This window comes from Sulfitobacter sp. 1A15106 (genome assembly GCF_043556995.1).
Classification (GTDB): Bacteria; Pseudomonadota; Alphaproteobacteria; order Rhodobacterales; family Rhodobacteraceae; genus Sulfitobacter; species Sulfitobacter faviae.
Genome location: NZ_JBIFFM010000001.1, coordinates 61,430 through 87,398 on the forward strand (window position 1 = coordinate 61,430; position 25,969 = coordinate 87,398).

A 25,969-nucleotide genomic window follows, 5' to 3' on the forward strand; every position below is an offset into this window, starting at 1 on the left:
GATGCTCCTTTCGCGGTGCGCGGCATGAGGCAAAGGCCAAAAGCCCGCGCAGACAAACTTGGAACGGGTTTAACTCTGCCCGTGGGTAGGGTCAACGGGCCAAGCCCGGTTAATGCCGCCCACGGGTCCGCAATAGAGCCATTTCGCCAAAGCCTTGAGCTAGACCACCCAAGCGGCTTTGCGCTTGTCAAAGAAGGCACCGATTCCCTCGGCGGCCTCATCGGTTTCCCAACGCGCCGCGAGGGCATCAATGGACATTTCCACCGCCTCGGGCGTGGCGATTCCACCCAGGTCTTGCGCCAGCTTCTTGGCCGCTGCCACCGCCCCCGGCGCGCAGGAGAGGTAAGGCACGACCTCGGCCTCCACAGCTGCGTCCAACTCCTCTGCCGGGACCGCACGCGCCAGAAGGCCAAGCTCCACCGCTTCCGCCGCGCCGAACAGCCGCGCCGACATGAAGACCCGCCGCGCGCGCCCCTCGCCCATGCGCGCCAGCACGTAGGGCCCGATGGTGGCCGGGATGATGCCCAGCCGGGTTTCAGTGAAGCCCATCTTGAGGCTGTCGACCCCCACGGCCACGTCACAGACCGAGGCCATGCCGACCCCCCCGCCGAAGGCATTACCCTGCAGCTTGCCGATCACCGGCTTGGGCAGCGCGTTGAGCGCGCCCAGCATTGTCGCCAGCTTACCCGCCTCCGCCGAGCGTGTCTCGGCATCCATATCGCGCTGGTCGCGCATCCAGCCCAGATCGCCGCCCGCGCAGAAGGATTTGCCCGCCCCGGTCAGCACCACGGCACGCACCGCGTCATCCTCGGCCAGTTTGCCCGCCGCCGAGGTCAGGTCGGCCAGCATCTGCGCCGACATCGCGTTGTGTTTCTCCGGCCGGTTGAGGGTGAGCACCGCCACCCCGCGCGCGTCGGTTTCGATCGTCAAAGTCTCGTACATGTCAGCCTCGCATTGCCCGTGCCATTTCGGCGGCCTCCAGCACCACCGCCTGATCGACGCCGGTGTCGTAGCCAAGCGTCGTCAGATGTTCGTTCACCGCCTCGGTGGCGACATTGCCCGCCGCCCCCGGCGCATAGGGGCAGCCGCCCAAGCCACCGACCGCCGCGTCGAACACCCGCAGCCCCATCGACAATGAGGCATCGATATTGGCCATCGCCCGCCCGTGGGTGTCATGGTAATGCCCCGCGAGCCGCCCCGCCGGGACCACGTCGCGCACCGAAAGCAGCATCCGCGCGATGCTGTCGGGCGTGCCCGCGCCGATGGTGTCGCCCAAGGAGATCTCGTAGCAGCCCATGGCGAAGAGCTTGTCGGCCACGCGGGCCACTTCGCCGGGATCGACCTTGCCGTCATATGGGCATTCCACCACGCAAGAGACATAGCCGCGCACCGGAATGTCCACGTGCCGCGCCTCTTCGAGGATGGGGGCGAAACGCTCGAAAGCCTCGTCGATGCTGGCGTTGATGTTCTTCTGGCTGAACCCTTCGGAGGCGGAGGCGAAGATCGCCACCTCGTCGGCGCGGGCCGCCACCGCATCCTCATAGCCCCGCATGTTGGGCGTCAGCGCCGCATAGCGCACGCCCTCGGCACGGGTGATCTGCCCCAGCACCTCGCCCGAGCCGGCCATCTGCGGCACCCACTTGGGGCTGACGAAACTGGCGCATTCGATGCGGGCAAAGCCCGCTTGGCTCAGCTTGTTCACCAAAGCGACCTTCTCGGCCACGGGAATCTCGCGTTTCTCGTTCTGCAGCCCGTCGCGCGGGCCGACCTCGAAAATCTCACATGGTCCAAGGCTCATTGGCCGCTTTCCTTCCCTGACTGGGCCATGGTCACTCGACCGGCCATGGCGCGTAGAAATCCTTTTTGTAGAGCTTGGCTCCCTCGGGCAGCGCCTGCGCGAAGCTGTCGCGCTCCGTGATCCGTTCATACCACGCCGCGACCGAGGGGTGGTCATCCAATTTCACGAAATGCCGCGCCATGTAGACTGCTTGCCCGACCGAGATGTCGGCGGCGGAAAAGCCGGAGGTCAGCAGGTAGTCGCGGTTCTCCAGCGGCGTCGAGAGCCGCGCCTCCAGCGCGTCGTAGCATTTGCCGATCCGCGCCGCTTCAAGCTTCATCACGATGGGGCTGCGCATGTGGTCCTCGCGCAAAGCGATATGCTGCTGGGTCAGTGCCGCCGTGTGCTGGCTGATGGTCTCGGCGAAATGCACCCAGACCAGCCATGCCATGCGGTCCGGGCTGCCGACCGAGCGGCCCATGCGGTCAGGGCTGTAGCGCTCGCAGAGGTACTGGGTGATCGCCCCGGTCTCGAACATGCGCTCGCCGTCGATCTCCAGCGCAGGCACCCGGCCCGCGGGCGAGAGCACGAGGTATTCCGGATCGCGCAGGCTGCGGTCGAAGGCATGCATCTTGACCTGAAACTCGACGTCGTCCAGCTCGTGCAGCAGCCAGAGCGTGCGCATCGAGCGGGTCTGCGGACAGTGATGCAGCGTGATCATGCGCCCTCCTCGGCTTCCAGACGCACCAGCGCTGCACCGGCCTCAACCTGATCGCCGGCCTCTGCCAGCACCTCGGCCACCACGCCGTCGCGCGCGGCCAGCAGCGAGTGTTCCATCTTCATCGCCTCCAACACCGCCAGACGGTCGCCCTTGGCGACGCTCTGGCCGACCTCGGCGTCGATGGCACGCACCAACCCCGGCATCGGCGCTTCGACGATATTGCCGTCGCCATGGGCGGCGGCGGCGCGTGCCAGCGGGTCGATCACGTCAAAGGCGATGCCATAGGCGTCAAATACCGTGACCACGTCGCCCGCGACCGAGACCGGGGGGGCTATATGGCCGTCGACCTTCCAGCGGCCCGCGATGCGCTCGGCCCGGACCTCGTGGTCGCCCACGGTCCAAAGTTGCACGTCCTCCGAGAGCACACGCACCTTCAGCAGATGCTCCTCGCCATCGCGGCCCAGCATCACCTGATGGCGCAGCGGCCGCCAGAGGTTGAACCCCGCCTCGGCCTGCGGCTGGTCCAGCCCAAGCGCCGCCATCCCGGCCAGCGCAAAATGCCGCCCCGGCACCTCAGGCTGTGCCGTCAGCGCCTCGATATCCCGCGCGATCAGGCCGGTGTCGACATCGCCCTTGGCAAAGCCCTCATGTTCCGCCAGAGCGCCAAGGAAGGCGAGGTTAGTGACCGTGCCACCCACTTCGCAACCCTTCAGCGCCGCGCGCAGGCGCGACAGCGCCACGTCCCGCGTGGGCCCATGCACGATGACCTTGGCGATCATCGGGTCGTAGAAGGGGCTGATCGTATCGCCCGCCCGCACACCGCTGTCGGCGCGGGTCTGGGGCGTAAAGGACAGATGCGTGAGCGTGCCGGTGGCGGGCAGAAAGCCCTTCGGTACGTCCTCGGCATAGAGCCGCGCCTCGAAAGCATGGCCGTCGATCGTGAGTTCATCCTGCGCTTTCGGCAAGGCCTCGCCCGCCGCGACCCGCAGCTGCCATTCCACCAGATCAACCCCGGTGACCAGCTCGGTTACGGGATGCTCCACCTGCAGGCGCGTGTTCATCTCCATGAAGAAGAACCCGTCGGTCGAAAGCCCGCCCGAACCGTCGACGATGAATTCCACCGTCCCCGCCCCGGCATAGCCGATGGCCTCGGCCGCGCGCACCGCCGCCTGACCCATGGCCGCGCGCATCTCTTCCGTCATGCCCGGCGCGGGCGCCTCCTCGATCACCTTCTGGTGGCGGCGCTGGAGCGAACAGTCGCGTTCGAACAGATGCACCGCATGGGTCCCGTCGCCGAAGACCTGCACTTCGATGTGGCGCGGCTTGGTGACAAATTTCTCGACCAAAACGTCCGCATTGCCGAAGGCGGTCTTGGCCTCGGAGCGCGCAGACTCCAGCGCCGCCTGAAAGCCTCCGGCCTCCTCGACCAGACGCATTCCCTTGCCGCCGCCACCCGCAACCGCCTTGATCAGCACCGGATAGCCGATCTTCTCGGCCTCACGCGCCAGCAGCGCATCGTCCTGATCCGCGCCGTGATAGCCCGGGACCACGGGCACGCCCGCCTCGACCATCAACGCCTTGGCCGCGTCCTTCAGCCCCATGGCGCGGATAGCCTTGGCCGAAGGCCCGATGAAGGTCAGCCCGGCGGCCTCGACCGCCTCCACGAAATCGGGGTTCTCGCTGAGAAACCCGTAGCCCGGATGGATCGCCTGCGCGCCGGTATCGCGCGCGGCTTGGATGATCACATCGCCCTTCAGATAACTCTCCGCCGGCGCCGAGCCGCCGATATGCACCGCGGCATCCGCCATGGCGACATGTTTCGCGCCCGCATCCGCGTCCGAGTACACCGCCACGCAGCGCACCCCCATGGCTTGCGCCGTTTCCATCACCCGGCAAGCAATCTCACCCCGGTTCGCAATCAGGATCGTGTCAAACATGCCCTACCCTTTTCATCTCTTTCTGCTCCAAATATTTCGGGGGGTCCGGGGGGCTGCCCCCCCGGTTCCCTCGGCCCGATCACATCCGGAACAATCCAAATTTCGTCGGCTCGATCGGCGCGTTCAGGCTGGCCGAGAGGCTCAGGTGGAGCACGTCGCGGCTCTTGCGCGGATCAATGATCCCGTCATCCCACAGCCGTGCCGAGGCATAGAGCGGGTGGCTCTGCTCCTCGAACATATCGATCGTGGGCTGTTTGAAGGCGGTCTCTTCCTCCTCGGTCCAAGTCTCGCCCGCGCGTTCCATCGCGTCGCGCTTGACTGTGGCCAAGACCCCCGCCGCCTGTGCGCCGCCCATCACGGAGATGCGGCTGTTGGGCCATGTCCAGAGGAACCGCGGCCGGTAGGCCCGGCCCGACATGCCGTAGTTGCCCGCGCCAAAGGAGCCGCCCACCAGCATGGTGATCTTGGGCACATTGGTGGTGGCCACCGCCGTCACCATCTTGGCGCCGTGGCGGGCGATGCCCTCGTTCTCGTATTTGCGGCCGACCATGAAGCCGGTGATGTTCTGCAAGAACACCAGCGGGATGTTGCGCTGGCTGCAAAGCTCCACGAAATGCGCGCCCTTCTGGGCCGCTTCTGAGAAGAGTACGCCGTTGTTGGCGATGATGCCGATGGGACAGCCTTTGACATGGGCAAAGCCGCAGACCAGCGTCTCGCCGAAGCGCGCCTTGAACTCATCAAAGCGGCTGCCATCCACCAGCCGCATGATGACCTCGCGGATGTCGTAGGGCGTGCGCAGGTCGGCGGGCACAACGCCCAGCATCTCGGCGGGGTCGTAAGCCGGTTCCTCCGGGCTGGCCCAGTCCACCGTCTTGGGCTTGCTCTTGTTAAGCTGCCCAACCGCGCGGCGCGCCACTGCCAGCGCATGGGCGTCGTCCTCGGCCAGATAATCCGCCACGCCCGACAGGCGCGTGTGCACGTCGCCACCGCCGAGGTCTTCGGCCGAGACGACCTCGCCCGTCGCGGCCTTCACCAGCGGCGGGCCGGCGAGGAAGATCGTGCCCTGTTCCTTCACGATGATGGTCACGTCCGACATCGCGGGCACGTAGGCACCGCCCGCGGTGCAGGAGCCCATCACCACGGCGATCTGCGCGATGCCCTTGGCGCTCATCCGCGCCTGATTATAGAAGATCGCGCCAAAATGGTCGCGGTCAGGGAAAACCTCGTCTTGGTTGGGCAGGTTCGCACCGCCAGAGTCCACCAGATAGATGCAGGGCAGATGGTTGGCCTCGGCGATCTCCTGCGCGCGGAGGTGTTTTTTCACCGTCATCGGGTAGTAGGTGCCGCCCTTCACGGTGGCGTCGTTGCAGACCACCATGACCTCATGTCCCTGCACCCGCCCGATGCCTGCGATCACGCCCGCACAGGGGGCTGCACCGCCGTAAAGCCCATGCGCCGCCGTGGCGCCGATCTCCAGAAACGGGCTGCCGGGGTCCAAAAGGTTCGCCACCCGCTCTCTGGGGAGCATCTTGCCGCGGCTTTCATGCCGGGCGCGGGATTTTTCGCCGCCGCCCAGGGCGGCGGCCTCGGCGGCCTCGCGCACCTCGCTCAGGGCTTTCAGATGCGCCATCTCGTTGGCCTTGTAGGCATCCGAGGATGGCAGGGCTTGGGATGTCAGTTTCATGTTACGTCCTCATTCTCTCGCGCCGCCAGACGCTTCAATTCCTTGCGGATCACCTTGCCGGTGACGGTCATGGGCAAGTCTTCCACGAATGCAATCTCGCGCGGGTAGGAATAGCTGGCGAGCCTGTCCTTCACCCAGTCCTGCAGTTCCTTTTCTTCGACCTCCGCACCCGGTTTCAGCACCACATAGGCCTTCACGATCTCGGTGCGGAGCGCGTCGGGCTTGCCGACCACGCCGCAGGTCGCCACGGCCGCGTGGGTGAGCAGGCAATCCTCAATCTCTGCCGGGCCAATGCGGTAGCCAGCGGAGGTGATCACGTCATCCTCGCGCCCCACGAAATGCAGGTAGTCGCCCTCCCAGATGCCCCGGTCGCCGGTCAGCAGCCAGTCGCCGTGGAACTTCTGCGCCGTCTCCTCAGCCCGGTTCCAGTAGCGTAGCATCATCGAGGGCGCGCCGCGGCGCACCGCCACGTCGCCCTCGGCGTCAGTGGGCTCTCCGTCTGCATCGAGCACGGCGATCTCGAAGCCGGGCACCGGTTTGCCGATACAGCCGGGCTGGGCGGGGAAATCGACGCCGCAGCTCGAAGCCACCATATTGCATTCGGTCTGGCCGTAGAACTCGTTGATCTCGAGCCCAAACGCCTCGCGGCCCCATGCCAGCATCTCGGCCCCCAGAGGCTCGCCGCCGCTAGCGACCGAGCGCAGGCCCGGCAGCGCGACATCCGCCGCCTTCAGCATCCGCAGGGCCGTCGGCGGGAAGAACACGTTGCGCACCTCGCCTTTCGCGATCACCTCGGCGCAGCCCTCGACGGTGAACTTGGGCATCCGGGTGGCCACCACCGGCACGCCGAGCGCCAGCGCGGGCATCGCCACGTCGAAAAGCCCGCCGATCCACGCCCAATCCGCCGGGGTCCAAAGGCAATCGCCGTCCTGCCCCAGATGATCATGGCTGATCGACACGCCCGGCAGATGACCCGATAGCACCCGGTGCCCGTGCAGCGCGCCTTTCGGCGTGCCGGTGGTGCCGGAGGTGTAGATCAGCACGGCGGGATCTTCGGGGCCGACCTCGGCGAATTCCACCGGCTCACCGTCCACACCAGCCTCCGCCGCGATCCACGGGGTGGCCAGATCGCCGAGCAGTTCCGCGCCTTCCGCATCGGTCAGCACGATTTCGCAGCCTGCGTCGCCCACGCGGCTGGCCAGCGCGTCACGTTTGAAGAGTTTGAACAGCGGCACCGAGATCGCGCCGATCTTCCAGATCGCCAAATGCGCGGCTGCGCACCACGGCGACTGACTGAGCAAAACACCCACGCGGTCGCCGGGGCGCACTTCGGCCTGAAGCGCTCGTGCCAGACCGTTGACCATCTCGTGCAACGCACCATAGCTCACGTCGCGCCGATCCGGGCCAGTCAGGTCGATGATCGCCACCGCGTCCTCGGGCTGGGCAAGGCATTGCGCCGCCATGTTGCCCTGCCAGATGGGCCAGTCGCCTTCGTTCTTCATATCAGCTTCGGTACTCCGGATTTTCGAAATCGAACCGCGCGCCCGCGTCCCAGGCCTCGCGGTCGTTGCCTTCGCGCGGATAGCCGCCCGCGTCCTTCAGCATCCGCGCCAGATGCAGGGCGTTCCATGTCATGATGGTGGTGTTGCGCTGCGTGAATTCGTTGTCGAAACCTGCGCGCTTGCCGTCCACTTCGTCCCCGTAAGACGGCCCCGGCCCGGCCTCGCCGATCCAGCCGCAATCGGCCTGCGGCGGGATCGTGTAGCCCAGATGGTTCATCGCGAAACCGGTGGTCATGGCGACATGTTTGATGCCGTCCTCATTGCCCGTCACCACGGTGCCGCCGACCTTGCCGTAAAAGACCGACTGGCCCTTGTCGTTGAGCTCGCCGCTCATGGCATAGAGCCGTTCGATCAGCACGCGGCAGACACTGCTCTCCTCGCCCAGCCACAAAGGCGTGCCGATGATCAGGATTTCGGCGGCCAAGACCTTCTCCCAGATCGCGGGCCAGTCATCGCGGTCCCAGCCATGCTCGGTCATGTCCGGATAGACGCCCGGCGGCACTTGGTGATCCAGCAGGTAGAGGTGTTCGACACCCACGCCCTGCGCCTCCATGATCCCCGCGCTGGCGTTCATCAGAAGCTGGGTGTGGCTGTCGCCCGGGGTCTTCTTGAGCGAGCAATTGACGTAGAGCGCCTTGAGATCGGAATAGTCAGTCACGGCCGAGTTCCTTCTTCAGTTGCTCCAGTTCCCGGTCAAGGAAATAGGAGGTGATGGAGCGGATGATGACCAGCATCAGCAAGAAGAGCAGGTCCGCAAACCGCAGGCTGATCGCGGTGTGGATCACGTCCGAGACGATGAAAAGCTCCAGCCCCGCGAGGATGTAGCGCCCCAGTTCGATCCGCTCGCGGTTGGTGCGGCGCACGCGCTCTGGCCCCTTCTGCGCGATCTCGGCGATCGTCACCCCGGTCAGGAAACGTGCCGCCCCGATCAGCAGCAGAATGATGGCGGCAATGTCGATGACCGCAGCGAGGATCTCGAAACCCTCGATCAGCCAAGGCAGAAAATGGTGCATCACACCGCCTTCTGTCTCCAGTTCTATCAGGTTTTCCATCCTGATCCCTCCGTCCTGTTTGGCCGACACAGCGAGACGCGGTCAATAGGCCGCCCCCAAACGCAGCGCCTGCTCCCCCGTCATCTGCATCAGGCAGGCCAAGGTTGCAGGCCCGCCGCCTGTGCCACCGCCCCATTGGCTGCGTTCATAATCGCAGGCGGCATCGCGGAAGGTAATCCACGCGCGCTGCATGTCACGCAGCGCCTCGGCCTGCGAAGGCAGTTGCGGCTGGTAGAGGGCATTCTCCTCATCGGCGGATTTCGCCTGCACCATGCGGGCGCGGTAATTCTCGTTCAGCAGGCCGTCCCAAAAGGTCAACTCAGCATCAAGACACCCGCCCATGCCGACGGTCGAGTAGCCGCCCGGCCCTTCCATACAGAGGTTCGCCGAAAGACCGATACAGGCGCGCTGATCGGCAAACTCTTCGGCCCCGGCCAGACAGTCCGCCGTGGCGGCATCGGAATAGGTGATGTCCTGCGCGGCCACCGGCCCCGCCAGAAACGTGCAGGCCAGCAGGACGGCGCGCATCACATCGCCCCCATCATCTCACGGCCCACCAGCATGCGGCGGATCTCAGACGTGCCCGCGCCGATCTCCATCAGCTTGGCGTCGCGGAAGATGCGGCCCACCGGGTTATCGGAAAGGTAGCCCGCGCCGCCCATCGCCTGCACCGCCTGATGCGCCTGCACCATGGCCTGTTCCGAGGCATAGAGGCAGCAGGCCGCCGCGTCCTGACGGGTCACGTCGCCCCGGTCGCAGGCCTGCGCTACGCTGTAGACATAGGCCCGCGCCGAGTTCATCGCGGTGTACATATCCGCCATCTTGCCCTGCATCAGTTGGAAATCCCCGATGCGTTGGCCGAACTGCTTGCGCTCGGCCATGTAGGGCATGATCTCATCCAGACAGGCGGCCATGATGCCGAGGCCGATGCCCGCCAGCACGACGCGCTCGTAATCGAGACCCGACATCAGCACGCGCACGCCCTTGCCCTCTTCGCCGAGAATGTTCTCGAAGGGCACTTCGCAATCCTCGAAAATCAGTTCCGCAGTGTTCGAGCCGCGCATGCCGAGCTTGTCGAAATGCTTGGAGGTCGAAAAACCCTTCATCGACTTCTCGATCAAAAAGGCGGTGATGCCCTTGGAGCCGGCATCCGGGTCGGTCTTGGCATAGACCACCAGCGTCTCGGCGTCGGGGCCGTTGGTGATCCAATACTTGTTGCCGTTCAGACGGAAGTGGTCGTTCCGCTTCTCGGCGTGCAGTTTCATGCTGACCACGTCGCTGCCCGCGCCCACTTCGGACATGGCCAGCGCACCGACATGTTCGCCCGAGCAGAGCTTGGGCAGGAACTGCGCCTTCTGCTCCGGGGTGCCGTTCAGCTTGATCTGGTTCACACAGAGGTTGGAATGCGCGCCGTAAGAGAGCGAGACCGAAGCCGAGGCCCGGGCGATCTCTTCCACCGCGACGGTATGGGCGACATAGCCAAGGCCGGAGCCGCCGAACTCTTCCTCGACGGTCATGCCCAGAAGGCCCAACTCGCCCATTTCCTGCCAAAGCTCGGCGGGGAATTCGTTCTTGCTGTCGATCTCGGCGGCCATCGGCTTGACGCGCTCCTGTGCCCAGCGGTGCACCATCTCACGCATGGCCGCGACGTCTTCTCCCAGATCAAACTGCATACTTGCGTTGAACACGGCTTCTCCCCCCAATTTATTGAACGCTTGTTCATTACCTACCGCCCCGCCCGCTTTGCGTCAAGCGGCGCGATATGGAACCGCCCCGCGCCGCGGCGGGTTGGCCCTGCGACCAAGCGAACACTACAACAAAGCGAGATGCAAATGAGCGATGATCTGAAAAAAGAGTTCTGGGACCGTCTGGACGACACCCGCGCCGGGATGCTGATGACCAAGTCCGCCCGCGCGATCCCAATGACCCATTACATCGACGAAGACGACCGCGCCGCCGTTCTGTGGTTCATCACCGCCAAAGGCACCGATCTGGCGCAATCCGCCGAAGGACGCGCCGCCGCCGAATATCTGATCGCCAGCAAGGACGAATCCCTCTGGGCGCGGATCGACGGCCATGTTTCCGCCGTGACCAACCCGACCGAGCTGGACAAGATTTGGAACGCCATCGCGGGCGCATGGTTCGAGGACGGCAAGCAAGACCCGGATGTGCAATTGATCCGCTTTGACCTCACCGAAGCCGAGGTTTGGGCGACCGATGGTGGGTTCAAGTTCCTCTATGAGATCGGCAAGGCGCAGATGACCGGCCAAAAGCCCGACATGGGCAAACACGGCACCATCCGTTTCTAAGCCTAGCCCCCTTGAAAAACGGCGCTGACCTCGGCGCGGATGATCCGTGCGATCAAGGCGCAATCCTCCAGCGAGAAGGTCAGCGGCACACGCATGTCGATCAACCCCGCCAGCACCGCATCGCTGGCGGGCATTTTTTCAGCCTGCGCATAGCGCCATGTGTCATAGCGGCTGGTGAAGCCCATAGGCTCGGCCCTGCCGAACCATTTCAACTCCACCCCGCGCGCAGCGCAGCGCGCCAACACCGCCTCGACATCCTCCGGCGACCAACCTTTCAGCAGGAATTGGATTGACGAGCCGACGATGCCCTCCGCCTCGGGCCGGTCGATGACCGTGAGCTCCGGCGTGTCGCGTAGCCCCGCCTCAATCCTCCGATAGCGCTCATTCCAGCGCGCCACCTGTTCCGGCAGCCGCCGCAACTGCGGGCGCAGGACCGCGGCGCGCAGGTTGTCCATCCGGCCCGAGATATTGGGCGTCTCATAGCGGATCGTCTCAAAAGCCTCCGGCCCCGGCGCGGCGGTGTGGCGGTCATAGAGCATGTAAGACCCCGACAGCATGATCGCCCGCGCGGCGACCTCGGCGTCATCGGTGATCAGCAACCCGCCCTCGCCCGCGTTCACATGTTTATAGGTCTGGCAGGAAAAACACCCGATCTTTCCCTGTGTGCCCGATGGTTTGCCGTTCCACGCGGCCCCCATCGTATGGGCGCAATCTTCGATCACCGTAATGCCGCGCGCATCGCAAAGCGCCATTAGGGCGTCCATGTCCGCCAGATGGCCGCGCATATGGCTGAGCAGCAGCACATCGGCCTGATCCGCCTTGGCGGCGAGGTCATCAAGGTCGATCACCAGCTGCTCCGTCACGCCGACGAAAACCGGGACCGCCCCCAGCGACGCAATCGCCCCCGGCACCGGGGCGAGTGTGAAGGCATTGGTCAGCACCCGGTCGCCCGGTTTCACCCCCACTGCGCGCAGCGCCGTGGCCATGGCATAGCCGCCCGAGGCCACGGCGAGGCAGTATTTCGCCCCCGTCATCGCGGCGAATTCCTGCTCCAGCAGGGCAACCTCGGCCACCTCCCCCGGGACTGTGTTGTAGCGGTGCAACCGTCCGTGACGCATCACCGCCACTGCCGCCTCGATCGCGTCTTCGGGGATCGGCTCTTGCTGTGTGAAACTGCCGGTGAACCGCTCGGCCATCAGGCGGCTTTGCCGATCAGACGTTTGATGACCTCCGGCAGGTCGGCGAAATCGTCCAACAGCGCTTCGGGTTCCAGCGCGGCCATGTCTTCGCCCGAGGGGCCGAAGGTCACCAGCACGCAAGGAACCCCTGCGGCTTTGGCGGTCTTGCGGTCGGTGTCGCTGTCGCCGATCAACACGCATTGCGCCGGATCGCCCCCGGCACGACGGGCGGTTTCGAACAGGTGTTCGGGGTCAGGTTTGCGCACGGCCAGCGTATCAGCCCCCAACATCGCGCCGAATGCATCGCGCACGCCGAGACGGGTCAGCAGCAACTCCGCCAGAGCCTCGGGTTTGTTGGTGCAGATCGCCACGCGGTAGCCCGCGGCTTTGAGCGCGGCCACAGCCTCCATCGCGCCGGGGTACATGATGGTATGGGTGTCGATGTCGCGCCCATAGGCTTCGAGCAGCATCGGATAATAGCGGTCGATCGTCGCCGCGTCATCGGCACGGCCCAGCTTTTGCATCCCCAAGGTCAGCATCGCCCGCCCGCCGCGCAGCGCGGTACCCGCATCCTCGGCATGGACCAGCACATCGCCCTCGCCCATGTCACGGAAACAGGCATTGGCGGCGGCGATCAAATCGCCCGAGGTATCGGCCAAGGTGCCGTCGAGATCGAAAACCACTGTCTTCACTGGATACTCCTTGGGCGGAACCCCGCCTTGCAAAATGGCATCGTGTTGCAGTCCGCAATCTAGTTTGATGGGCCGCAACCTTGCGCCTTTGTGCGAAGCGCGTAAAGAGAATGCAAGCTGAAGGACAAAGAGATTTACATGGAAACTGCATTGATCATCCTCGCCGCGGGCAAGGGGACACGGATGAACTCGGACCTGCCAAAGGTGCTGCACCGCGTGGCCTCTGCCCCGATGCTGGAACACGCTATGGCCGCAGGCGCCATGCTCGGCCCCCGCCATACGGTCGTGGTGGCCGGGCACGGGGCCGATCAGGTCCGCGCCGCCGCCACGCTTTTTGACGAAGACGCGCAGGTGGTCGAACAGACCGAGCAATTGGGCACGGCCCATGCGGTGGCACAAGCCCGCCCGGCGCTGGACGGGTTCGATGGCATGGCGCTGGTGCTCTACGGTGACACGCCCTTCGTCCAGCCTGAGACACTTGAAAAGATGCAGGAAGCGCTGGCGACACATGATGTCGTGGTTCTCGGATTCGAGGCCGCCGATCCCGCCCGCTATGGCCGTTTGGTGATGCAGGGCGACGCCTTGGAGCGGATCGTCGAGTTCAAAGACGCCTCCGCCGAAGAGCGCGCCATTACCCTGTGCAACTCCGGCGTGGTGGCCTGTAAATCCGAACTGCTCTTCGATTTGATCGACAAGGTCGGCAACGACAATGCTTCGGAAGAATACTACCTCACCGATATCATCGGCATCGCCCGCGCCGAGGGCCGCAGCGCCACGGTGGTCACCTGCGATGAGGCCGAGACCATGGGCGTCAACTCCCGCGCCGATCTGGCGAGGGCCGAGGCCGCGTTCCAATCCCGCGCCCGCGATCTGTTGATGGAAGACGGCGTAACCTTGGTCGCCCCCGAAACCGTCTTCCTGTCGCGCGACACTTTCATCGGGCGCGATACGGTGGTGGAGCCGAATGTCGTCTTCGGCCCGAATGTCACCGTGGAATCCGGCAGCACCATCCGCGCCTTCTCGCATCTCGAAGGCTGCCATGTCTCACGCGGCGGGGTCGTCGGCCCCTATGCCCGGTTGCGCCCCGGCGCGGAACTGGCCGAAGACGTGCGCATCGGCAATTTCGTCGAGGTAAAGAACGCGCAGATCGCCGAAGGGGCCAAGGTCAACCACCTGAGCTATATTGGCGACGCCACCGTCGGCGCGCGCAGCAACATCGGCGCGGGCACGATCACCTGCAATTATGACGGGGTGATGAAACATCACACCACCATCGGCGCGGGCGCATTCATCGGGTCGAACACCATGCTCGTGGCCCCGGTGACCATCGGCGAGGGTGCGATGACCGGCTCGGGCTCGGTCATCACCTCGGATGTAGAACCCGAGGCGCTGGCCCTGTCGCGCGCCCCGCAGGTTGAGAAACCCGGCATGGCGCGCAAGATGTTCGAAATTTTGAAGGCCAAGAAGGCAAAATTGCAGAGAGGCAGCTAATAATGTGTGGAATTGTCGGGGTGCTCGGCACCCATGAAGTCGCGCCGATCTTGGTCGAGTCCCTCAAACGGCTGGAATATCGCGGCTATGACAGCGCGGGCATCGCGACCCTGAATGAAGGCAAGCTTGAGCGGCGTCGTGCCTTGGGCAAGCTGGTAAACCTCTCGGACGCGCTGGTGCATGAGCCGCTGGCGGGCAAGTCGGGCATCGGCCACACCCGCTGGGCCACCCATGGCGCGCCGAGCGTCACCAATGCCCACCCGCATCAGGCGGGACCAGTGGCCGTGGTGCATAACGGGATCATCGAAAACTTCCGCGAGCTGCGGGCCGAACTGGCCGAACATGGCGCGCAATTCGTGACCGAGACCGATACCGAGACCGTGGCCCTCCTGACCCAGCATCACATGGCACAGGGCGCAGGCCCGGTGGAGGCCGCCAAACAGACGCTTGCCCGCCTCGAAGGCGCTTTCGCGCTGGCTTTCCTTTTTGACGGTCACGACGACCTGATGATCGCGGCGCGCAAGGGCTCTCCCTTGGCCATCGGCTATGGCGAAGGTGAGATGTATGTCGGCAGTGACGCCATCGCGCTTGCCCCGCTGACCCACCAGATCGCCTACCTCGAAGAAGGGGATTGCGCGGTCATCACCCGGACCTCGGTCGAGGTCACCGACCGCAACGGGGCGCTCGCCAACCGCGCGATCAAATCCGTGCAAATCGACAATACCCGCATCGACAAGGCGGGGCACAAACACTTCATGGCCAAGGAAATCGCCGAGCAACCCGGCGTGATCGGCGCGGCCATCGGCCACTATCTCACCCCCGAGGGTGAGATCAACATCAGCGCGCAGGACATTGATTTTACGCAGTTTGACCGGATCCTCATGGTCGCTTGCGGCACGGCCTCCTATGCCTGTTTCACTGCAAAATACTGGTTTGAGCAGATCGCCCGCCTGCCGGTCGAGATCGATGTTGCCTCGGAATTCCGCTACCGTGAACCGCCGATCGCGCCGCGCACATTGGCGGTTTTCGTCAGCCAATCGGGTGAGACCGCCGACACGCTCGCCGCTCTGCGCTATTGCGAGGGCAAAGCCGCGCGTATCCTGTCGGTCGTCAACGTGCCCGAAAGCTCCATCGCCCGCGAAAGCGATCTGGCGCTGCCGATCCACGCCGGTGTCGAAGTCGGCGTGGCCTCGACCAAAGCCTTCACCTGTCAGCTCGTTGTCCTCTTCGCACTGGTACTCAAAGCCGCGCGGGACCGCGAGGTGATCAGCGCAAATACCTTCGCCGATCACATCTCAGCCCTGCGTGGGCTGCCCGCGACCATCAGCACCGCGCTTGAACAAAACGACGCGATGCAAGAGGCCGCGCTCAAGCTCTCCCATGCCCGCGACGTGCTGTTCCTTGGTCGGGGCCAGATGTACCCCCTCGCCCTTGAAGGCGCATTGAAACTCAAAGAAATCAGCTATATCCACGCCGAAGCTTATGCATCGGGTGAGCTGAAACACGGCCCCATCGCGCTGGTGGATGAGCATGTGCCGGTGGTCGTCATGGCCCCGCGCGACGCGCTCTTCGACAAGACCGTCAGCAACATGCAAGAGGTCATGGCGCGCAAGGGCAAGGTGATCCTGATCTCCGATGCCAAAGGTCAGGCCGAGGCCAATGACGGCGTCTGGTTCAGCATCGAGATGCCCCCGGTGCCGGATGCGCTGGCGCCGATCCTCTATGCGGTTCCGGCGCAGTTGCTGGCCTACCACACCGCCGTGGCGAAGGGCACGGATGTGGACCAGCCGCGCAATCTGGCGAAATCGGTGACGGTGGAATGACCCCCGAAACCGCTTTGCAGGAGCTCGAAGCGCAGGCCAACCCGGCCCGCGCGGAAGAGATGCGCGCCTATCACAAGGCCGAGCGGCGCTATCTTGGTCTGTCCAACCCGCAAATCGCGGAGCTTGCCCAATCGTGGCGCGCGGCACTCGATGTCGAAGGCCGTGTCGCCCTCGCCGATGGGCTTTGGCAGTCCGACATTTTCGAGGCGCGTGTGGCAGCGGCCAAATTGCTGACCCAAGCGCGGCTGCGCCCCGATGATCAGGCCGCTTGGGCGTTGATCGCAAGCTGGACCGCGGATTTCGACAGTTGGGCGATTGCCGATCACGCCAGCATGGCAGCGCAGAAACGTCTGGTGGCCGACCCCACCCGCTTGGACGAGGTGGAAGATTGGGTCGCCTCAGATCACCTCTGGACCCGGCGCGCGACGCTCGTCTCTACCCTGCCATGGACCAAGCAGAACAATCCTAAGCCTGAGGAACTGGCCGCGCGCGACCGTATCCTCGGCTGGGCCGCGACGATGGTACCGGATCACCGCTGGTTCATTCAAAAAGCAATCGGCTGGTGGCTGCGCGACCTGTCAAAACACGACGCTGACCGCACCCGCGCTTTCATCGCCGCCCATGGGGAGGCAATGAAACCTTTTGCGGTGAAAGAAGCCCTGCGCCTGCTGAAAAAGGCAGAAGGCGCAGGCTGACCCTTAACCTTCGGTCGAGACCTCGACCGTTGTGAGGTCGGTCAGCGACGCGCCGATCAAACGCAAGGCAGGCAGCGACATGCGGCTGCCTGCGGTTGCGGGCCCCTCCAGCGGGATCAGTGTCACCGCGGCGGATTTGCCCGTCGCGGGGTTGGTCACCCGCCCCGGCTGTTCCGCGTCGACCAGAGGTGTTTTCAACCACAGCCCCGGCTCCGTCGCGCTGCCCAAGCTGACCACGGTCGACCCCAAGGCGGCACCGGTACTGGCGGGCGCGCGGGTGGCCGCCTCGCGCTCTGCCGCCGTGGTGGTATCCAGCGCCTCGGCGCTGCTGCCCGCGGTGGCGATGGGAGAGGCGGCGGGCGGCGATGCAGGGGCCGGTCCGCTCGGCGTTGCAACCTCAGCCGTGGCATCGACCGATGCGGATGCGGGTGCAGGCTCAGCCTGGCTAGCATCCATCCCGAGGCGTTCCGTCAGGTTGCTGCAACCGGCGGTGGCGGCGGCAATGAAAAGCGGTAAGATTATACGTGTCATCCACGCAGCCTATCCGCGCCCTGCCCCCTTATCAATCGCCCAAATGGCGCTTGCCCCGGGTTGGGCGGGGCATTACCTATGAAGCATGACAGCACCCCTCATTGACCCTTTCATGCGCGCGATCACCTATCTGCGCGTCTCCGTCACCGACCGCTGCGATTTTCGCTGCGTCTACTGCATGTCGGAGAACATGACCTTCCTGCCTAAGAAGGAATTGCTGACGCTGGAGGAGCTCGACCGCCTGTGTAGCAATTTTATCGACCTCGGCGTCGAGAAGCTGCGCATCACCGGGGGTGAGCCGCTGGTCCGGCGCGGCATCATGACTTTCTTCGACGGCATGAAACGGCATCTCGACAGCGGCAAGCTGAAGGAGCTGACGCTGACCACCAACGGCAGCCAGTTGGAGCGTTTCGCCGACGATCTCTATGCCGCCGGGGTGCGCCGGGTGAATGTCTCGCTCGACACGCTGGACGAGCAGAAATTCGCGGACATCACCCGCTGGGGCCGCCTGCCGCAGGTGCTGCGCGGGATCGACGCAGCGCAGCGCGCGGGGCTCAAGATCAAGATCAACGCCGTGGCGCTCAAGGACTTCAACGAGCCCGAATTGCTGCATATCACCGAATGGTGCGCCGAGCGGGGCATAGATCTCACGTGGATCGAGGTCATGCCGATGGGCGATTTGGGCAACGAGGATCGTTTCGGCCAATACTGGTCGCTGCGCGACGTGCGTGCTCGATACGCCGAACATTACACCGTCACCGATCTGGCTGAGCGCACCGGAGGCCCCGCGCGCTATGTGCGGCTGGAGGAGACCGGGCAGAAGATCGGCTTCATCACCCCGCTGAGCCATAACTTCTGCGAAAGCTGTAACCGCGTGCGGGTCACCTGCACCGGCGAGATCTTCATGTGTCTGGGCCAAGAGGATGTGGCCGATCTGCGCAAACCCCTGCGCGATCACCCGGACACGGATCTGCCGCTACAGGAGGCCATTCGCGCGGCCATCGACCGCAAGCCGAAGGGCCATGATTTCGATTATTCCCGGCAGCGTGTCGACGGGCAGATGCCCCGCCACATGAGCCACACGGGCGGCTGAGCCCTTGGCGGTGCCGTTTCTCTACCGGGCATGGGTCGCGGCGAGCCGTGTGATCTTGCCCGTGGCCGGGCGGCGCTCCATGGCCAAACTGCGCCGCGCCGAGGTCGCACCAGAACGCGCGCGCGAAAAGCTGGGCCATGCCAGCCAACCCCGCCCCGAGGGGCAGTTGATCTGGTTTCACGCAGCCTCGGTTGGGGAGAGCCTGTCGGTTCTGGCGCTGATCGACCGGATGGGGCGCGCCCTGCCGCAGGCGCATTTCCTCATCACTTCCGGCACCGCCACCTCGGCCCGTTTGGTGGGCGGCCGCCTGCCCCCGCGCACGCGGCATCAGTTCGCCCCGCTCGACGCCCCCGGTCCGCTAAAGCGGTTCCTTGACCATTGGCACCCCGATGCGGCGCTCTTCGTGGAAAGCGAGCTTTGGCCGCAGATGCTGCGGCGGACCCATGCGCGGGGCACGGCAATGGCGCTGATCAACGCCCGCCTCTCGCAACGCTCAATCGAAAGCTGGCAGAAACGGCCCGCGCTGGCCGGGTTCCTCTTTGGCGTGTTTGACCTGATCCTGACGCAGAATGACGCGATGGCCCGGGCCATGGCCACGATCAACGCCCCTGCTGACCGGGTCACGCCCGGGATCAACCTCAAGTCCATGGCAGGCCCCCTGCCGCAGGACGACGGGACCATCGCCGAGGCGCGGGCGGCCTTGGAGGGCCGCCCTGTCTGGATCGCCTCCTCAACCCACCCGGGCGAGGAGAAAGCGGTGTTAGAGGCGCATCGCCAACTGCTGGAGCGCATCCCCGAGCTGTGCTTGATCCTTGCCCCCCGCCATCCCGAGCGGGGTGACGAAGTCGCCGGTCTCATCGCCAGCTACGGTCTGACCCATGGGCGTAGAACACGGGGCGACATGCCACGCGAACAGGTCTATCTGGCCGACACTCTGGGCGAGTTGGGCACATGGTACGCGCTATCCGACATCGTCTTTCTGGGCGGGTCGCTGCACCCGATCGGGGGGCACAACCCCTATGAGGTCGCGCAGGCCGGGGCGATGGTGCTCTCAGGCACCCATGTCGCCAATTTTGCCGAGACCTATGCAGAGATGGAAGCCGAGGGCGCCGCGCGACTGGTGGCGGGCACGCAGGATTTGGCAGACCGTGTGGGAGCCCTGCTGCGCAACGATATCGCCCTTGCAAGTGGTGTGGCCGCGGCCAAGGCCTATGCCGCGGGGCAGACCGACAAGCTCGACAGTATCGCCGAGCGTCTGATCACGGCCCTGCACCTGCGAGGGGACAGCGATGCCTGAGCTTTTCGTCACCAACTACAACCGCAATTTCACCGGGGTGTCGGCCACGGCGGCCAATGTGATCCGGCAACAGGTCGACCGGCATGATTTGGCGCTGGTGGGCCAGCCCCTGCCCGGCTGTCCGGTGCCGCTGACCCGCGTCGCGGCGGGGCGGATCACCCGCAAACTTCCCCCCCAAGACCGCCCCTTCGCCATTTGGCATGTGCGCCGCAACCCGGAAATGCGCAGCGCGCTTTGGCTGCGCGATGTGCGTGGGGCAAATATCCGGATCGTCTTTACCTCTGCCGCGCAGCGGCTGCATTCGGCCTATCCGCGTTGGTTGATCCGGCAGATGGACGCGGTAATCGCCACGACCGAACGCGCAGCGGAGTTCGTGCCCCATGTCCGCGCCGTGGTGCCGCATGGGGTGGATACCGATGTCTTCTCCCCCGCCACCAACCGGGCGAACGCTTGGGAGCAATTGGGCTTTGGCGGCACCCATGGCATCGCCACCGTGGGGCGCATCCGGCCTGAGAAAGGCACCGACCTTTTCGTCGAGGCCATGCTGCGCCTGCTGCCCCAACGCCCCGGCGCGGTGGCGCTGGTGATTGGCCGGGCGGGCGGCAAACATGAGGCGTTTTTGACCAAGCTCAAGGCGCAGGTCGAGGCCGCAGGCCTTGCCAACCGGCTGCTTTTCGTCGGCGAGTACCCCGCCGCCGATCTACCGAAACTGATGCGCGCCCTGTCGCTGGTGGTGCAACTGCCGCGCTACGAGGGCTATGGCATGGTTCCGCTCGAAGCGCTGGCCTCGGGCGTGCCCTTTGTCGGCAGCGATGCGGGCTATTACGGCGCTTTCTCGAACGGGGGCCGCGTGGGCAAGGTCGTGCCACTGGGTGCGGCAGAGGCTGCGGCCCAAGCCGCGCTCTCCTTGCTAGAGCGCGAGGATCAAACCGCCCTCTCCGAGGCCGCGCGCCACTGGGCCGAGCAGCGTTTCAGCGCCCGGGCCGAGGCTGATGGGATCGAAGCCGTCTACAACGCGCTTTGGGAGCGCGGCTAGCCCCCAAAGCAAAACGCGCCCCCGAGGGAGGCGCGCTCTAGGCAATACCAATGGCAGGATCAGGCCGCGGGCATCCGCTGCTCGACGATACCTGCCCACCAGCTACACCCCGCCGGAATGGCTTCGTCGTTGAAATTATACTCCGGGTGGTGCACCGCCGCCGTGTCGCCGTTGCCGACAAGGATATAGGCGCCCGGGCGTTCCTCCAGCATGAAGGCGAAGTCTTCGCCACCCATCACGAGCGGCGCTTCCTCGCATTGGCCCGAGATCGAGCGCGCCACGTCGGCGGCGAACTCGGTCTGCTCCTCGTGGTTCACCATGACCGGGTAGCCGCGATGGTAGGTCACGTCGGCGCTGCCGCCGAAGGTGCCTGCGATGCCGTTGCAGATTTCGTTGATGCGCTTTTCGGCCAGTTCCCGCATCTCGGCGGACATGGTGCGCACGGTGCCTTTGATCTGCACCTTCTGCGGGATCACGTTGAAGGCTTTCGAGGAGGTCTCGAAAGAGGTGACGGAGACCACGATCTGCTCCACCGGGTCGGCGTTGCGCGCGGTGATGGTCTGCAGCGCCAGCACGGCCTGAGCGGACATCACGGTGGTGTCGACGGTCTCATGCGGCTTGGCGGCATGGCCGCCGCGGCCTTCGAAGGTGATGTCGAACTGATCGGTCGCGGCAAAGAAGGAGCCTGCGCGGATACCGAAGGAGCCCGTGGGCATGCCCGGCCAGTTGTGCATGCCGTAGACTTCCTGAATGCCCCAACGCTCCATCATGCCGTCTTCGCACATCTCGCGACCACCGCCGCCGCCTTCTTCGGCGGGTTGGAAGATCACCACAACGGTGCCATCGAAGTTGCGGGTCTCGGCGAGGTATTGCGCGGCACCCAAGAGCATGGCGGTGTGGCCGTCATGGCCGCAGGCATGCATCGCGCCATCGGTCTTGGAGGCATAGTCCAGCCCGGTCTGTTCGTGGATCGGCAGCGCGTCCATGTCAGCGCGCAACCCGATGACCTTGCCCGAGCCGGTCTCCTTGCCCTTGATCACGCCAACGACACCGGTGCGGCCGATGCCCTCGACGACTTCGTCGCAGCCGAAGCCGCGCAGTTTTTCGGCCACGGTGGCCGAGGTGCGGTGGGTCTCGAACAGGATTTCAGGGTTCTCGTGCAGGTCGCGGCGCCATGCGGTAATGTCGTCATGCAGCTCGGCAAATCGGTTCTTAACGGGCATTTAGGAAGTATCCTCCGGAGTTGGGTTGGGCGCTGTTTTCATGCAGTCGCATTTATCTGCCACATGCTTACGCCCTTGCCAGCCGGTCCTCAACCACCTGCGCGAACCATGAGCAGCCTGCCGGGATCGCGGCATCGTCAAAGTCATATTCCGGGTGATGGACCGTGGCTCCTTCGCCGTTGCCGATCATAATATAGGCACCCGGTCGCGCATTGAGCATATAGGAAAAATCCTCTCCGGCCATGATCGGCGGCGTGTCCCGGTCGGTGCCGGGAGTGACCTTGTCGGCGGCCTCAGCGGCAAAGCGGGTTTGATCGGCGTGGTTGCGGGTGACCGGGTAACCGCGCTGGTAGTCGATCTCGGCACGGCATTGATGTGCCTCCGCCGTCAGGCGGGTGATGTCGTGCAGCCGACGCTCGGCCAAATCCTGAACCTCCGAATCCAGCGTCCGCACCGTCCCGCGCAGAAGCACCTGATGCGGCAGGACGTTGTGACTGTCGGTGTCGCTGCGCAGGGTGCAGACCGAGACGACGACCTGTTTCAGCGGATCGGTGTTGCGGCTGGCGATGGATTGCAGCGCGATCATCACATGCGCGGCGGCGAGGTTCGTGTCCACCGCCTCATGCGGGGCCGCGGCATGGCCGCCTTGGCCCGTCAGCGTGATGGCAAACTCGTCCGCCGCCGCCAGCAGCGCGCCCTCGCGGATGGCGAACTGCCCGGTCGGGTGGCCGGGCATGTTGTGCATGCCGTAAACCTCATCGATGCCCCAGCGGTCCATCAACCCTTCCTGCACCATGACGTTGCCGCCGCCGCCGCCCTCCTCGGCGGGCTGGAAGATCAGCACCACGCGCCCGTCGAAATTGCGGGTCTCGGCGAGGTATTGCGCCGCCCCCAGCAGCATCGCCGTATGGCCGTCATGGCCGCAGGCATGCATCTTGCCGGGGTTCTTCGAGGCATGCGGCAGCCCCGTCGCCTCGGTGATCGGCAGCGCGTCCATGTCCGCCCGCAGCCCGATGGTGCGGCCCGAGCTGTTGCTCTGCCCTTCGATCACCGCGACCACGCCGGTCTGGGCGATGCCGGTGGTGATGTCGGTGATGCCGAAGCTGCGCAGCTTCTCCTCGACAAATTTCGAGGTCTCGGGCAGGTCGAACATCAGCTCCGGATGCTGGTGCAGATGGCGGCGCCAGGCGGTGATCTCGGCGTGGGTCTCGGCAAAGCGGTTCTTGATCGGCATGGAATGTCCTTCTCGAAATATGCTCAGAGCGTCGGACCGAGGCGGATGGCACTGCCATCGCTGAAACGGTCGGCGCGGAATCTGCCCAGATCATGGCCCGGCGCGTCGCCCATGACCAGTGCCGCCAACACCCGCCCCATCGCCGGGCCGATGCCGAATCCGTGGCCGGACATGCCGGTGCCGATGACAAGGCCCGGGATCTGGGCGCAGCGGTCCACCACCGGCACGATATCGGGCATCACATCGATCATCCCGGCCCATGAGGCGCGGGCGGTGACGGGCGGCAGATCGGGATAGAGCGCGGCAAAACGTTTGCGCGCCCGGCGCAGCGCGCGGTGGTCCGGCATGGGGTCGAGGATACGCATCGCCTCGAAGGGGCTGTGCGCGTCAGCCGCCCAGTTCCGGGGCGTGCGCCAGGCATCGGGAAAGCCGCGCGGGGCTGCGCCGCGCAGACGCTGACCGAAGGGGCTTTGGCGCAGTTGCGGCAGGTAGTGCCGCAAGGCACGGAAGGCATCGGGGCCGACATAGAGATCGGGCCGCCCGCCCGGCGCCAGCGTATAGCCGCCATCGGCGCGGCGGCGGAAGGCAAGACCCGCCTCGGCGGCGGCCCCGGCGTGGACCTCGGGCAGCTTATTGGTGGCCAGCACGCTCTCGCGCACCGCAAGCTGCGGCAGGCTGACACCATGGGCACGCAGGAACAGCGCCGACCACGCCCCGCCCGCCAGCACGACCGAGGAACAGCGGATCGCGCCCGCCTCGCTCACCACCCCCGCCACGCGACCAGCGGCGAGGTCAAGGCGCCGCACCGCGCAATTCTCGATGATCTTCACCCCCTCGCGGGCCGCCAGCGCCGCCAAAGCGGGCACGGCGACCCAAGGCTCTGCGCGCATGTCCGAGGGGGTGGTAAGCGCCCCGGCATAGGTCCCGGCCAGCCCCGGAAAAGCCTTGGCAACTTCGCCCGCGTCCATCAACCGGCTGTCGACGCCGTGGGTCTTGGCATGGGGCAGCCAGTCGGCATAGCCCTGCATCTTGGCTTCGGTCCCCGCCAGATAGGTGACGCCGGTCTGCTGCAGGCCGATGTCGCGGTCGAGTTCTGGCGCAAGCTCACGCCAAAGCCGCGCGGCCTCGACCATGATCGGCAATTCGTCCGGGTCGCGCCCCTGCTGGCGTATCCATCCCCAATTTCGGCTCGATTGCTCCGCGGCGATACGCCCCTTTTCCAACAGCGTGACCTGCTGCCCGCCCCGGGCGAGGAAAAGCGCGGTGCAAACCCCGATCACCCCGCCGCCGATGACCACCACCTCGCTGTCGCGCGGTGGCGTTCGCGGATAGCTGGCGGGGGTGGCGAGAGTGATGGGAAAGGCGGACATGCGGACCCCGAGGCTTGCGCCGCGCGGCTGCACCGGGCGGCCGTGGAATGGACAGGCCCCGGCGAAGGGCCTGCCTCAGGTCTGTCAGGGATGGCCTAGCCCTGCAAGCGGGTCAGCAACCGGCGCATGAAATCATGGCCCGCCTCGAACTGCGCGATCTCGATAAACTCGTTGGGCTGATGCGCCTGCGCAATGTCACCCGGCCCGCAGATCACGGCGGAATAGCCCGCCTCTTGGAACTGTCCGGCCTCGGTGCCGTAGCTCACCTTGTGGCTGGCGTTGTCGCCGGTGATTTGGCGCACGATCTGCTCGGCCTCGCCGTCCTTCTCGGGCTGCAGCGCGGGCACGTCGAAACGGGTCGAGGTCTTGATATAGGTCTCGGGCACCACGTCCTGCATCTGCTTTTCGACCTCGCGCACCTTTTTGAGGTAGGCGGTGCCCCATTTGTCTTTGTCCTCGCCCGGGACCACGCGGAAATCCATCGCGAACTTGCAGTCCTTGGCGGTGATGTTGTGAGCCGTGCCGCCCTCGATCACGCCGACATGGGCGGTGGTGAAGGGCGGATCGAACATCGCCGCCGTCTCGGTCGGTTTGGCGGCCATGTTGTCGCTGTTCACGTCATTGGCCCATTCGATAAGCTTCGCGCCCGCCATGATCGCGTTGACCCCGGTGTGCAGCAACGAGGAATGCACCTCGAAACCCACCAGATGGGTGTTGAAGCCGATGCCGCCCTTGTGGCCGGTCACCGCCTGCATGGTCGAGGGCTCGCCCACGATCACCGCCGAGCCCTTGGGCACCACGCCCTGCATCGCTTGGATCATAGGCGGCGCGCCGGTGCAGCCGATCTCCTCATCGAAGCTGAGTGCGATCTGCAGCGGGCGTTTGACTTCTGCATAATGCGCCTCGACCAGCGCCCAGATCGCCAACGCGTCGAAGCCCTTCATGTCGCAGGTGCCGCGCCCGTAGTAGCGGCCTTCCTTCTCGGTCACGGTGAAGGGATCGGTGTCCCAAGCCTGACCGTCGACCGGCACCACATCCGTGTGCCCCGAGAGCACCACGGCCCCCTCCTCCCACGGGCCCGCATGGGCAAAAAGCGCATGTTTCGGCTGGTCGGGATCGATGTAGCGGTGGCTCTCGATCCCGTGCGAGGCGAGGTAGTCGGCCACCCAGTCGATCAGCGGGATATTGGTGTCGCGCGACACGGTGGGAAAGCTGATGAGTTTGGTCATCAACTCGAGCGGGGTCAGGCGTTCGGTCATGGATC

General features: G+C 65.3%; 24 protein-coding genes. 7 read left to right on the plus strand and 17 right to left on the minus strand.

Annotated elements, in window-relative coordinates; translation table 11 throughout:
- Positions 1–159: 159 nt before the first annotated feature.
- The 10 genes from ACGYKA_RS00345 to ACGYKA_RS00390 all read right to left on the minus strand — a co-directional run bounded on the left by ACGYKA_RS00345 (position 160) and on the right by ACGYKA_RS00390 (position 10,421).
- A complete protein-coding gene (locus ACGYKA_RS00345; RefSeq protein ID WP_394410323.1) occupies positions 160–942 on the minus strand; it encodes a crotonase/enoyl-CoA hydratase family protein in 783 nt (260 codons plus the stop codon).
- 1 nt (position 943) lies between these two features.
- A complete protein-coding gene (locus tag ACGYKA_RS00350) occupies positions 944–1,798 on the minus strand; it encodes a hydroxymethylglutaryl-CoA lyase (protein WP_394410321.1) in 855 nt (284 codons plus the stop codon).
- Between the two features lie 31 nt (positions 1,799–1,829).
- Complete coding sequence (locus ACGYKA_RS00355) at positions 1,830–2,498, minus strand: glutathione S-transferase family protein (RefSeq protein WP_394410319.1); 669 nt, start codon at positions 2,496–2,498, stop codon at positions 1,830–1,832.
- The gene (locus ACGYKA_RS00360; protein WP_394410317.1) at positions 2,495–4,435 is read right to left on the minus strand and encodes an acetyl/propionyl/methylcrotonyl-CoA carboxylase subunit alpha; all 1,941 of its coding nucleotides are present in this window, start codon (positions 4,433–4,435) and stop codon (positions 2,495–2,497) included. The genes ACGYKA_RS00355 and ACGYKA_RS00360 overlap by 4 nt, the downstream gene beginning before the upstream one ends.
- A 79-nt stretch (positions 4,436–4,514) precedes the next feature.
- Positions 4,515–6,119, minus strand: coding sequence for a carboxyl transferase domain-containing protein (locus ACGYKA_RS00365; RefSeq protein WP_394437643.1), 1,605 nt, complete (start codon positions 6,117–6,119; stop codon positions 4,515–4,517).
- Positions 6,116–7,621 carry an AMP-binding protein gene (locus tag ACGYKA_RS00370; protein WP_394410311.1) on the minus strand — a complete coding sequence of 502 codons (1,506 nt, stop codon included), beginning with the start codon at positions 7,619–7,621 and terminating at the stop codon, positions 6,116–6,118. Before ACGYKA_RS00370 ends, ACGYKA_RS00365 begins: the two co-directional genes overlap by 4 nt.
- Position 7,622: 1 nt before the next feature.
- Positions 7,623–8,339 (minus strand): flavodoxin family protein, encoded by a 717-nt coding sequence (locus tag ACGYKA_RS00375; RefSeq protein WP_394410308.1) that lies wholly within the window; start codon positions 8,337–8,339, stop codon positions 7,623–7,625.
- Positions 8,332–8,733, minus strand: a complete 402-nt coding sequence (locus ACGYKA_RS00380; protein WP_067263390.1) for a DUF1622 domain-containing protein — start codon at positions 8,731–8,733, stop codon at positions 8,332–8,334. Before ACGYKA_RS00380 ends, ACGYKA_RS00375 begins: the two co-directional genes overlap by 8 nt.
- A gap of 42 nt (positions 8,734–8,775) precedes the next feature.
- Positions 8,776–9,261 carry a lysozyme inhibitor LprI family protein gene (locus tag ACGYKA_RS00385; protein WP_394410306.1) on the minus strand — a complete coding sequence of 162 codons (486 nt, stop codon included), beginning with the start codon at positions 9,259–9,261 and terminating at the stop codon, positions 8,776–8,778.
- On the minus strand, positions 9,261–10,421 hold the full coding sequence (locus tag ACGYKA_RS00390) for an isovaleryl-CoA dehydrogenase (RefSeq protein WP_271693430.1): 1,161 nt from the start codon (positions 10,419–10,421) through the stop codon (positions 9,261–9,263). The genes ACGYKA_RS00385 and ACGYKA_RS00390 overlap by 1 nt, the downstream gene beginning before the upstream one ends.
- A 144-nt stretch (positions 10,422–10,565) precedes the next feature.
- Between ACGYKA_RS00390 and ACGYKA_RS00395 the strand changes: the two genes are divergently transcribed.
- Entirely contained in the window at positions 10,566–11,042 is a 477-nt protein-coding gene (locus ACGYKA_RS00395; protein ID WP_394410303.1) for a pyridoxamine 5'-phosphate oxidase family protein, read from the plus strand.
- Between the two features lie 2 nt (positions 11,043–11,044).
- Here the strand turns inward: ACGYKA_RS00395 and ACGYKA_RS00400 are convergent, their stop codons facing one another.
- Both ACGYKA_RS00400 and ACGYKA_RS00405 read right to left on the minus strand, forming a co-directional pair.
- A complete protein-coding gene (locus tag ACGYKA_RS00400; protein ID WP_394410300.1) occupies positions 11,045–12,238 on the minus strand; it encodes a DegT/DnrJ/EryC1/StrS family aminotransferase in 1,194 nt (397 codons plus the stop codon).
- Positions 12,238–12,912: an HAD-IIIA family hydrolase gene (locus ACGYKA_RS00405; RefSeq protein WP_394410297.1), complete on the minus strand. Its 675-nt coding sequence runs from the start codon at positions 12,910–12,912 to the stop codon at positions 12,238–12,240. The genes ACGYKA_RS00400 and ACGYKA_RS00405 overlap by 1 nt, the downstream gene beginning before the upstream one ends.
- 138 nt (positions 12,913–13,050) lie before the next feature.
- Between ACGYKA_RS00405 and glmU the strand changes: the two genes are divergently transcribed.
- Genes glmU through ACGYKA_RS00420 form a run of 3 tightly spaced genes read left to right on the plus strand, consistent with a single transcriptional unit; the run spans position 13,051 to position 16,921 of the window.
- On the plus strand, positions 13,051–14,403 hold the full coding sequence (gene glmU / locus ACGYKA_RS00410; RefSeq protein ID WP_394410294.1) for a bifunctional UDP-N-acetylglucosamine diphosphorylase/glucosamine-1-phosphate N-acetyltransferase GlmU: 1,353 nt from the start codon (positions 13,051–13,053) through the stop codon (positions 14,401–14,403).
- Between the two features lie 2 nt (positions 14,404–14,405).
- Complete coding sequence (gene glmS / locus ACGYKA_RS00415; RefSeq protein WP_394410291.1) at positions 14,406–16,226, plus strand: glutamine--fructose-6-phosphate transaminase (isomerizing); 1,821 nt, start codon at positions 14,406–14,408, stop codon at positions 16,224–16,226.
- Positions 16,223–16,921, plus strand: a complete 699-nt coding sequence (locus tag ACGYKA_RS00420) for a DNA alkylation repair protein (protein ID WP_394410288.1) — start codon at positions 16,223–16,225, stop codon at positions 16,919–16,921. The genes glmS and ACGYKA_RS00420 overlap by 4 nt, the downstream gene beginning before the upstream one ends.
- Positions 16,922–16,924: 3 nt before the next feature.
- Here ACGYKA_RS00420 and ACGYKA_RS00425 read toward each other — a convergent pair whose 3' ends face one another.
- Positions 16,925–17,452: a hypothetical protein gene (locus ACGYKA_RS00425; RefSeq protein WP_394410285.1), complete on the minus strand. Its 528-nt coding sequence runs from the start codon at positions 17,450–17,452 to the stop codon at positions 16,925–16,927.
- An 85-nt stretch (positions 17,453–17,537) separates the two neighbouring features.
- Here ACGYKA_RS00425 and moaA point away from each other — a divergent pair, with 85 nt between their 5' ends.
- Genes moaA through ACGYKA_RS00440 form a run of 3 tightly spaced genes read left to right on the plus strand, consistent with a single transcriptional unit; the run spans position 17,538 to position 20,878 of the window.
- Positions 17,538–18,545 (plus strand): GTP 3',8-cyclase MoaA, encoded by a 1,008-nt coding sequence (moaA, locus tag ACGYKA_RS00430; RefSeq protein ID WP_394410282.1) that lies wholly within the window; start codon positions 17,538–17,540, stop codon positions 18,543–18,545.
- 4 nt (positions 18,546–18,549) lie between these two features.
- Positions 18,550–19,842: a 3-deoxy-D-manno-octulosonic acid transferase gene (locus ACGYKA_RS00435; protein ID WP_394410279.1), complete on the plus strand. Its 1,293-nt coding sequence runs from the start codon at positions 18,550–18,552 to the stop codon at positions 19,840–19,842.
- Positions 19,835–20,878, plus strand: coding sequence for a glycosyltransferase family 4 protein (locus tag ACGYKA_RS00440; RefSeq protein WP_394410276.1), 1,044 nt, complete (start codon positions 19,835–19,837; stop codon positions 20,876–20,878). The genes ACGYKA_RS00435 and ACGYKA_RS00440 overlap by 8 nt, the downstream gene beginning before the upstream one ends.
- 59 nt (positions 20,879–20,937) lie before the next feature.
- Here the strand turns inward: ACGYKA_RS00440 and ACGYKA_RS00445 are convergent, their stop codons facing one another.
- From ACGYKA_RS00445 to argE, 4 genes are all read right to left on the minus strand, one after another.
- Positions 20,938–22,101 carry a M20 aminoacylase family protein gene (locus tag ACGYKA_RS00445; protein WP_394410273.1) on the minus strand — a complete coding sequence of 388 codons (1,164 nt, stop codon included), beginning with the start codon at positions 22,099–22,101 and terminating at the stop codon, positions 20,938–20,940.
- A gap of 67 nt (positions 22,102–22,168) precedes the next feature.
- Positions 22,169–23,335: a M20 aminoacylase family protein gene (locus ACGYKA_RS00450; RefSeq protein WP_394410270.1), complete on the minus strand. Its 1,167-nt coding sequence runs from the start codon at positions 23,333–23,335 to the stop codon at positions 22,169–22,171.
- A 23-nt stretch (positions 23,336–23,358) separates the two neighbouring features.
- A complete protein-coding gene (locus tag ACGYKA_RS00455; RefSeq protein ID WP_394410268.1) occupies positions 23,359–24,705 on the minus strand; it encodes an NAD(P)/FAD-dependent oxidoreductase in 1,347 nt (448 codons plus the stop codon).
- Between the two features lie 95 nt (positions 24,706–24,800).
- Positions 24,801–25,964, minus strand: coding sequence for an acetylornithine deacetylase (argE, locus tag ACGYKA_RS00460; protein ID WP_394410265.1), 1,164 nt, complete (start codon positions 25,962–25,964; stop codon positions 24,801–24,803).
- Positions 25,965–25,969 lie beyond the last annotated feature (5 nt).

Coding starts and splice junctions, on each gene's coding strand:
- ACGYKA_RS00420 (WP_394410288.1), top strand. CDS start 16,223: ATGACCCCCGAAACCGCTTTGCAGGAGCTCGAAGCGCAGGCCAACCCG.
- ACGYKA_RS00350 (WP_394410321.1), bottom strand. CDS start 1,798: ATGAGCCTTGGACCATGTGAGATTTTCGAGGTCGGCCCGCGCGACGGG.
- ACGYKA_RS00345 (WP_394410323.1), bottom strand. CDS start 942: ATGTACGAGACTTTGACGATCGAAACCGACGCGCGCGGGGTGGCGGTG.
- ACGYKA_RS00370 (WP_394410311.1), bottom strand. CDS start 7,621: ATGAAGAACGAAGGCGACTGGCCCATCTGGCAGGGCAACATGGCGGCG.
- ACGYKA_RS00385 (WP_394410306.1), bottom strand. CDS start 9,261: ATGCGCGCCGTCCTGCTGGCCTGCACGTTTCTGGCGGGGCCGGTGGCC.
- ACGYKA_RS00360 (WP_394410317.1), bottom strand. CDS start 4,435: ATGTTTGACACGATCCTGATTGCGAACCGGGGTGAGATTGCTTGCCGG.
- glmS (WP_394410291.1), top strand. CDS start 14,406: ATGTGTGGAATTGTCGGGGTGCTCGGCACCCATGAAGTCGCGCCGATC.
- ACGYKA_RS00365 (WP_394437643.1), bottom strand. CDS start 6,119: ATGAAACTGACATCCCAAGCCCTGCCATCCTCGGATGCCTACAAGGCC.
- ACGYKA_RS00395 (WP_394410303.1), top strand. CDS start 10,566: ATGAGCGATGATCTGAAAAAAGAGTTCTGGGACCGTCTGGACGACACC.
- glmU (WP_394410294.1), top strand. CDS start 13,051: ATGGAAACTGCATTGATCATCCTCGCCGCGGGCAAGGGGACACGGATG.
- argE (WP_394410265.1), bottom strand. CDS start 25,964: ATGACCGAACGCCTGACCCCGCTCGAGTTGATGACCAAACTCATCAGC.
- ACGYKA_RS00445 (WP_394410273.1), bottom strand. CDS start 22,101: ATGCCCGTTAAGAACCGATTTGCCGAGCTGCATGACGACATTACCGCA.
- ACGYKA_RS00380 (WP_067263390.1), bottom strand. CDS start 8,733: ATGGAAAACCTGATAGAACTGGAGACAGAAGGCGGTGTGATGCACCAT.
- ACGYKA_RS00355 (WP_394410319.1), bottom strand. CDS start 2,498: ATGATCACGCTGCATCACTGTCCGCAGACCCGCTCGATGCGCACGCTC.
- ACGYKA_RS00455 (WP_394410268.1), bottom strand. CDS start 24,705: ATGTCCGCCTTTCCCATCACTCTCGCCACCCCCGCCAGCTATCCGCGA.
- ACGYKA_RS00425 (WP_394410285.1), bottom strand. CDS start 17,452: ATGACACGTATAATCTTACCGCTTTTCATTGCCGCCGCCACCGCCGGT.
- ACGYKA_RS00450 (WP_394410270.1), bottom strand. CDS start 23,335: ATGCCGATCAAGAACCGCTTTGCCGAGACCCACGCCGAGATCACCGCC.
- moaA (WP_394410282.1), top strand. CDS start 17,538: ATGACAGCACCCCTCATTGACCCTTTCATGCGCGCGATCACCTATCTG.
- ACGYKA_RS00400 (WP_394410300.1), bottom strand. CDS start 12,238: ATGGCCGAGCGGTTCACCGGCAGTTTCACACAGCAAGAGCCGATCCCC.
- ACGYKA_RS00440 (WP_394410276.1), top strand. CDS start 19,835: ATGCCTGAGCTTTTCGTCACCAACTACAACCGCAATTTCACCGGGGTG.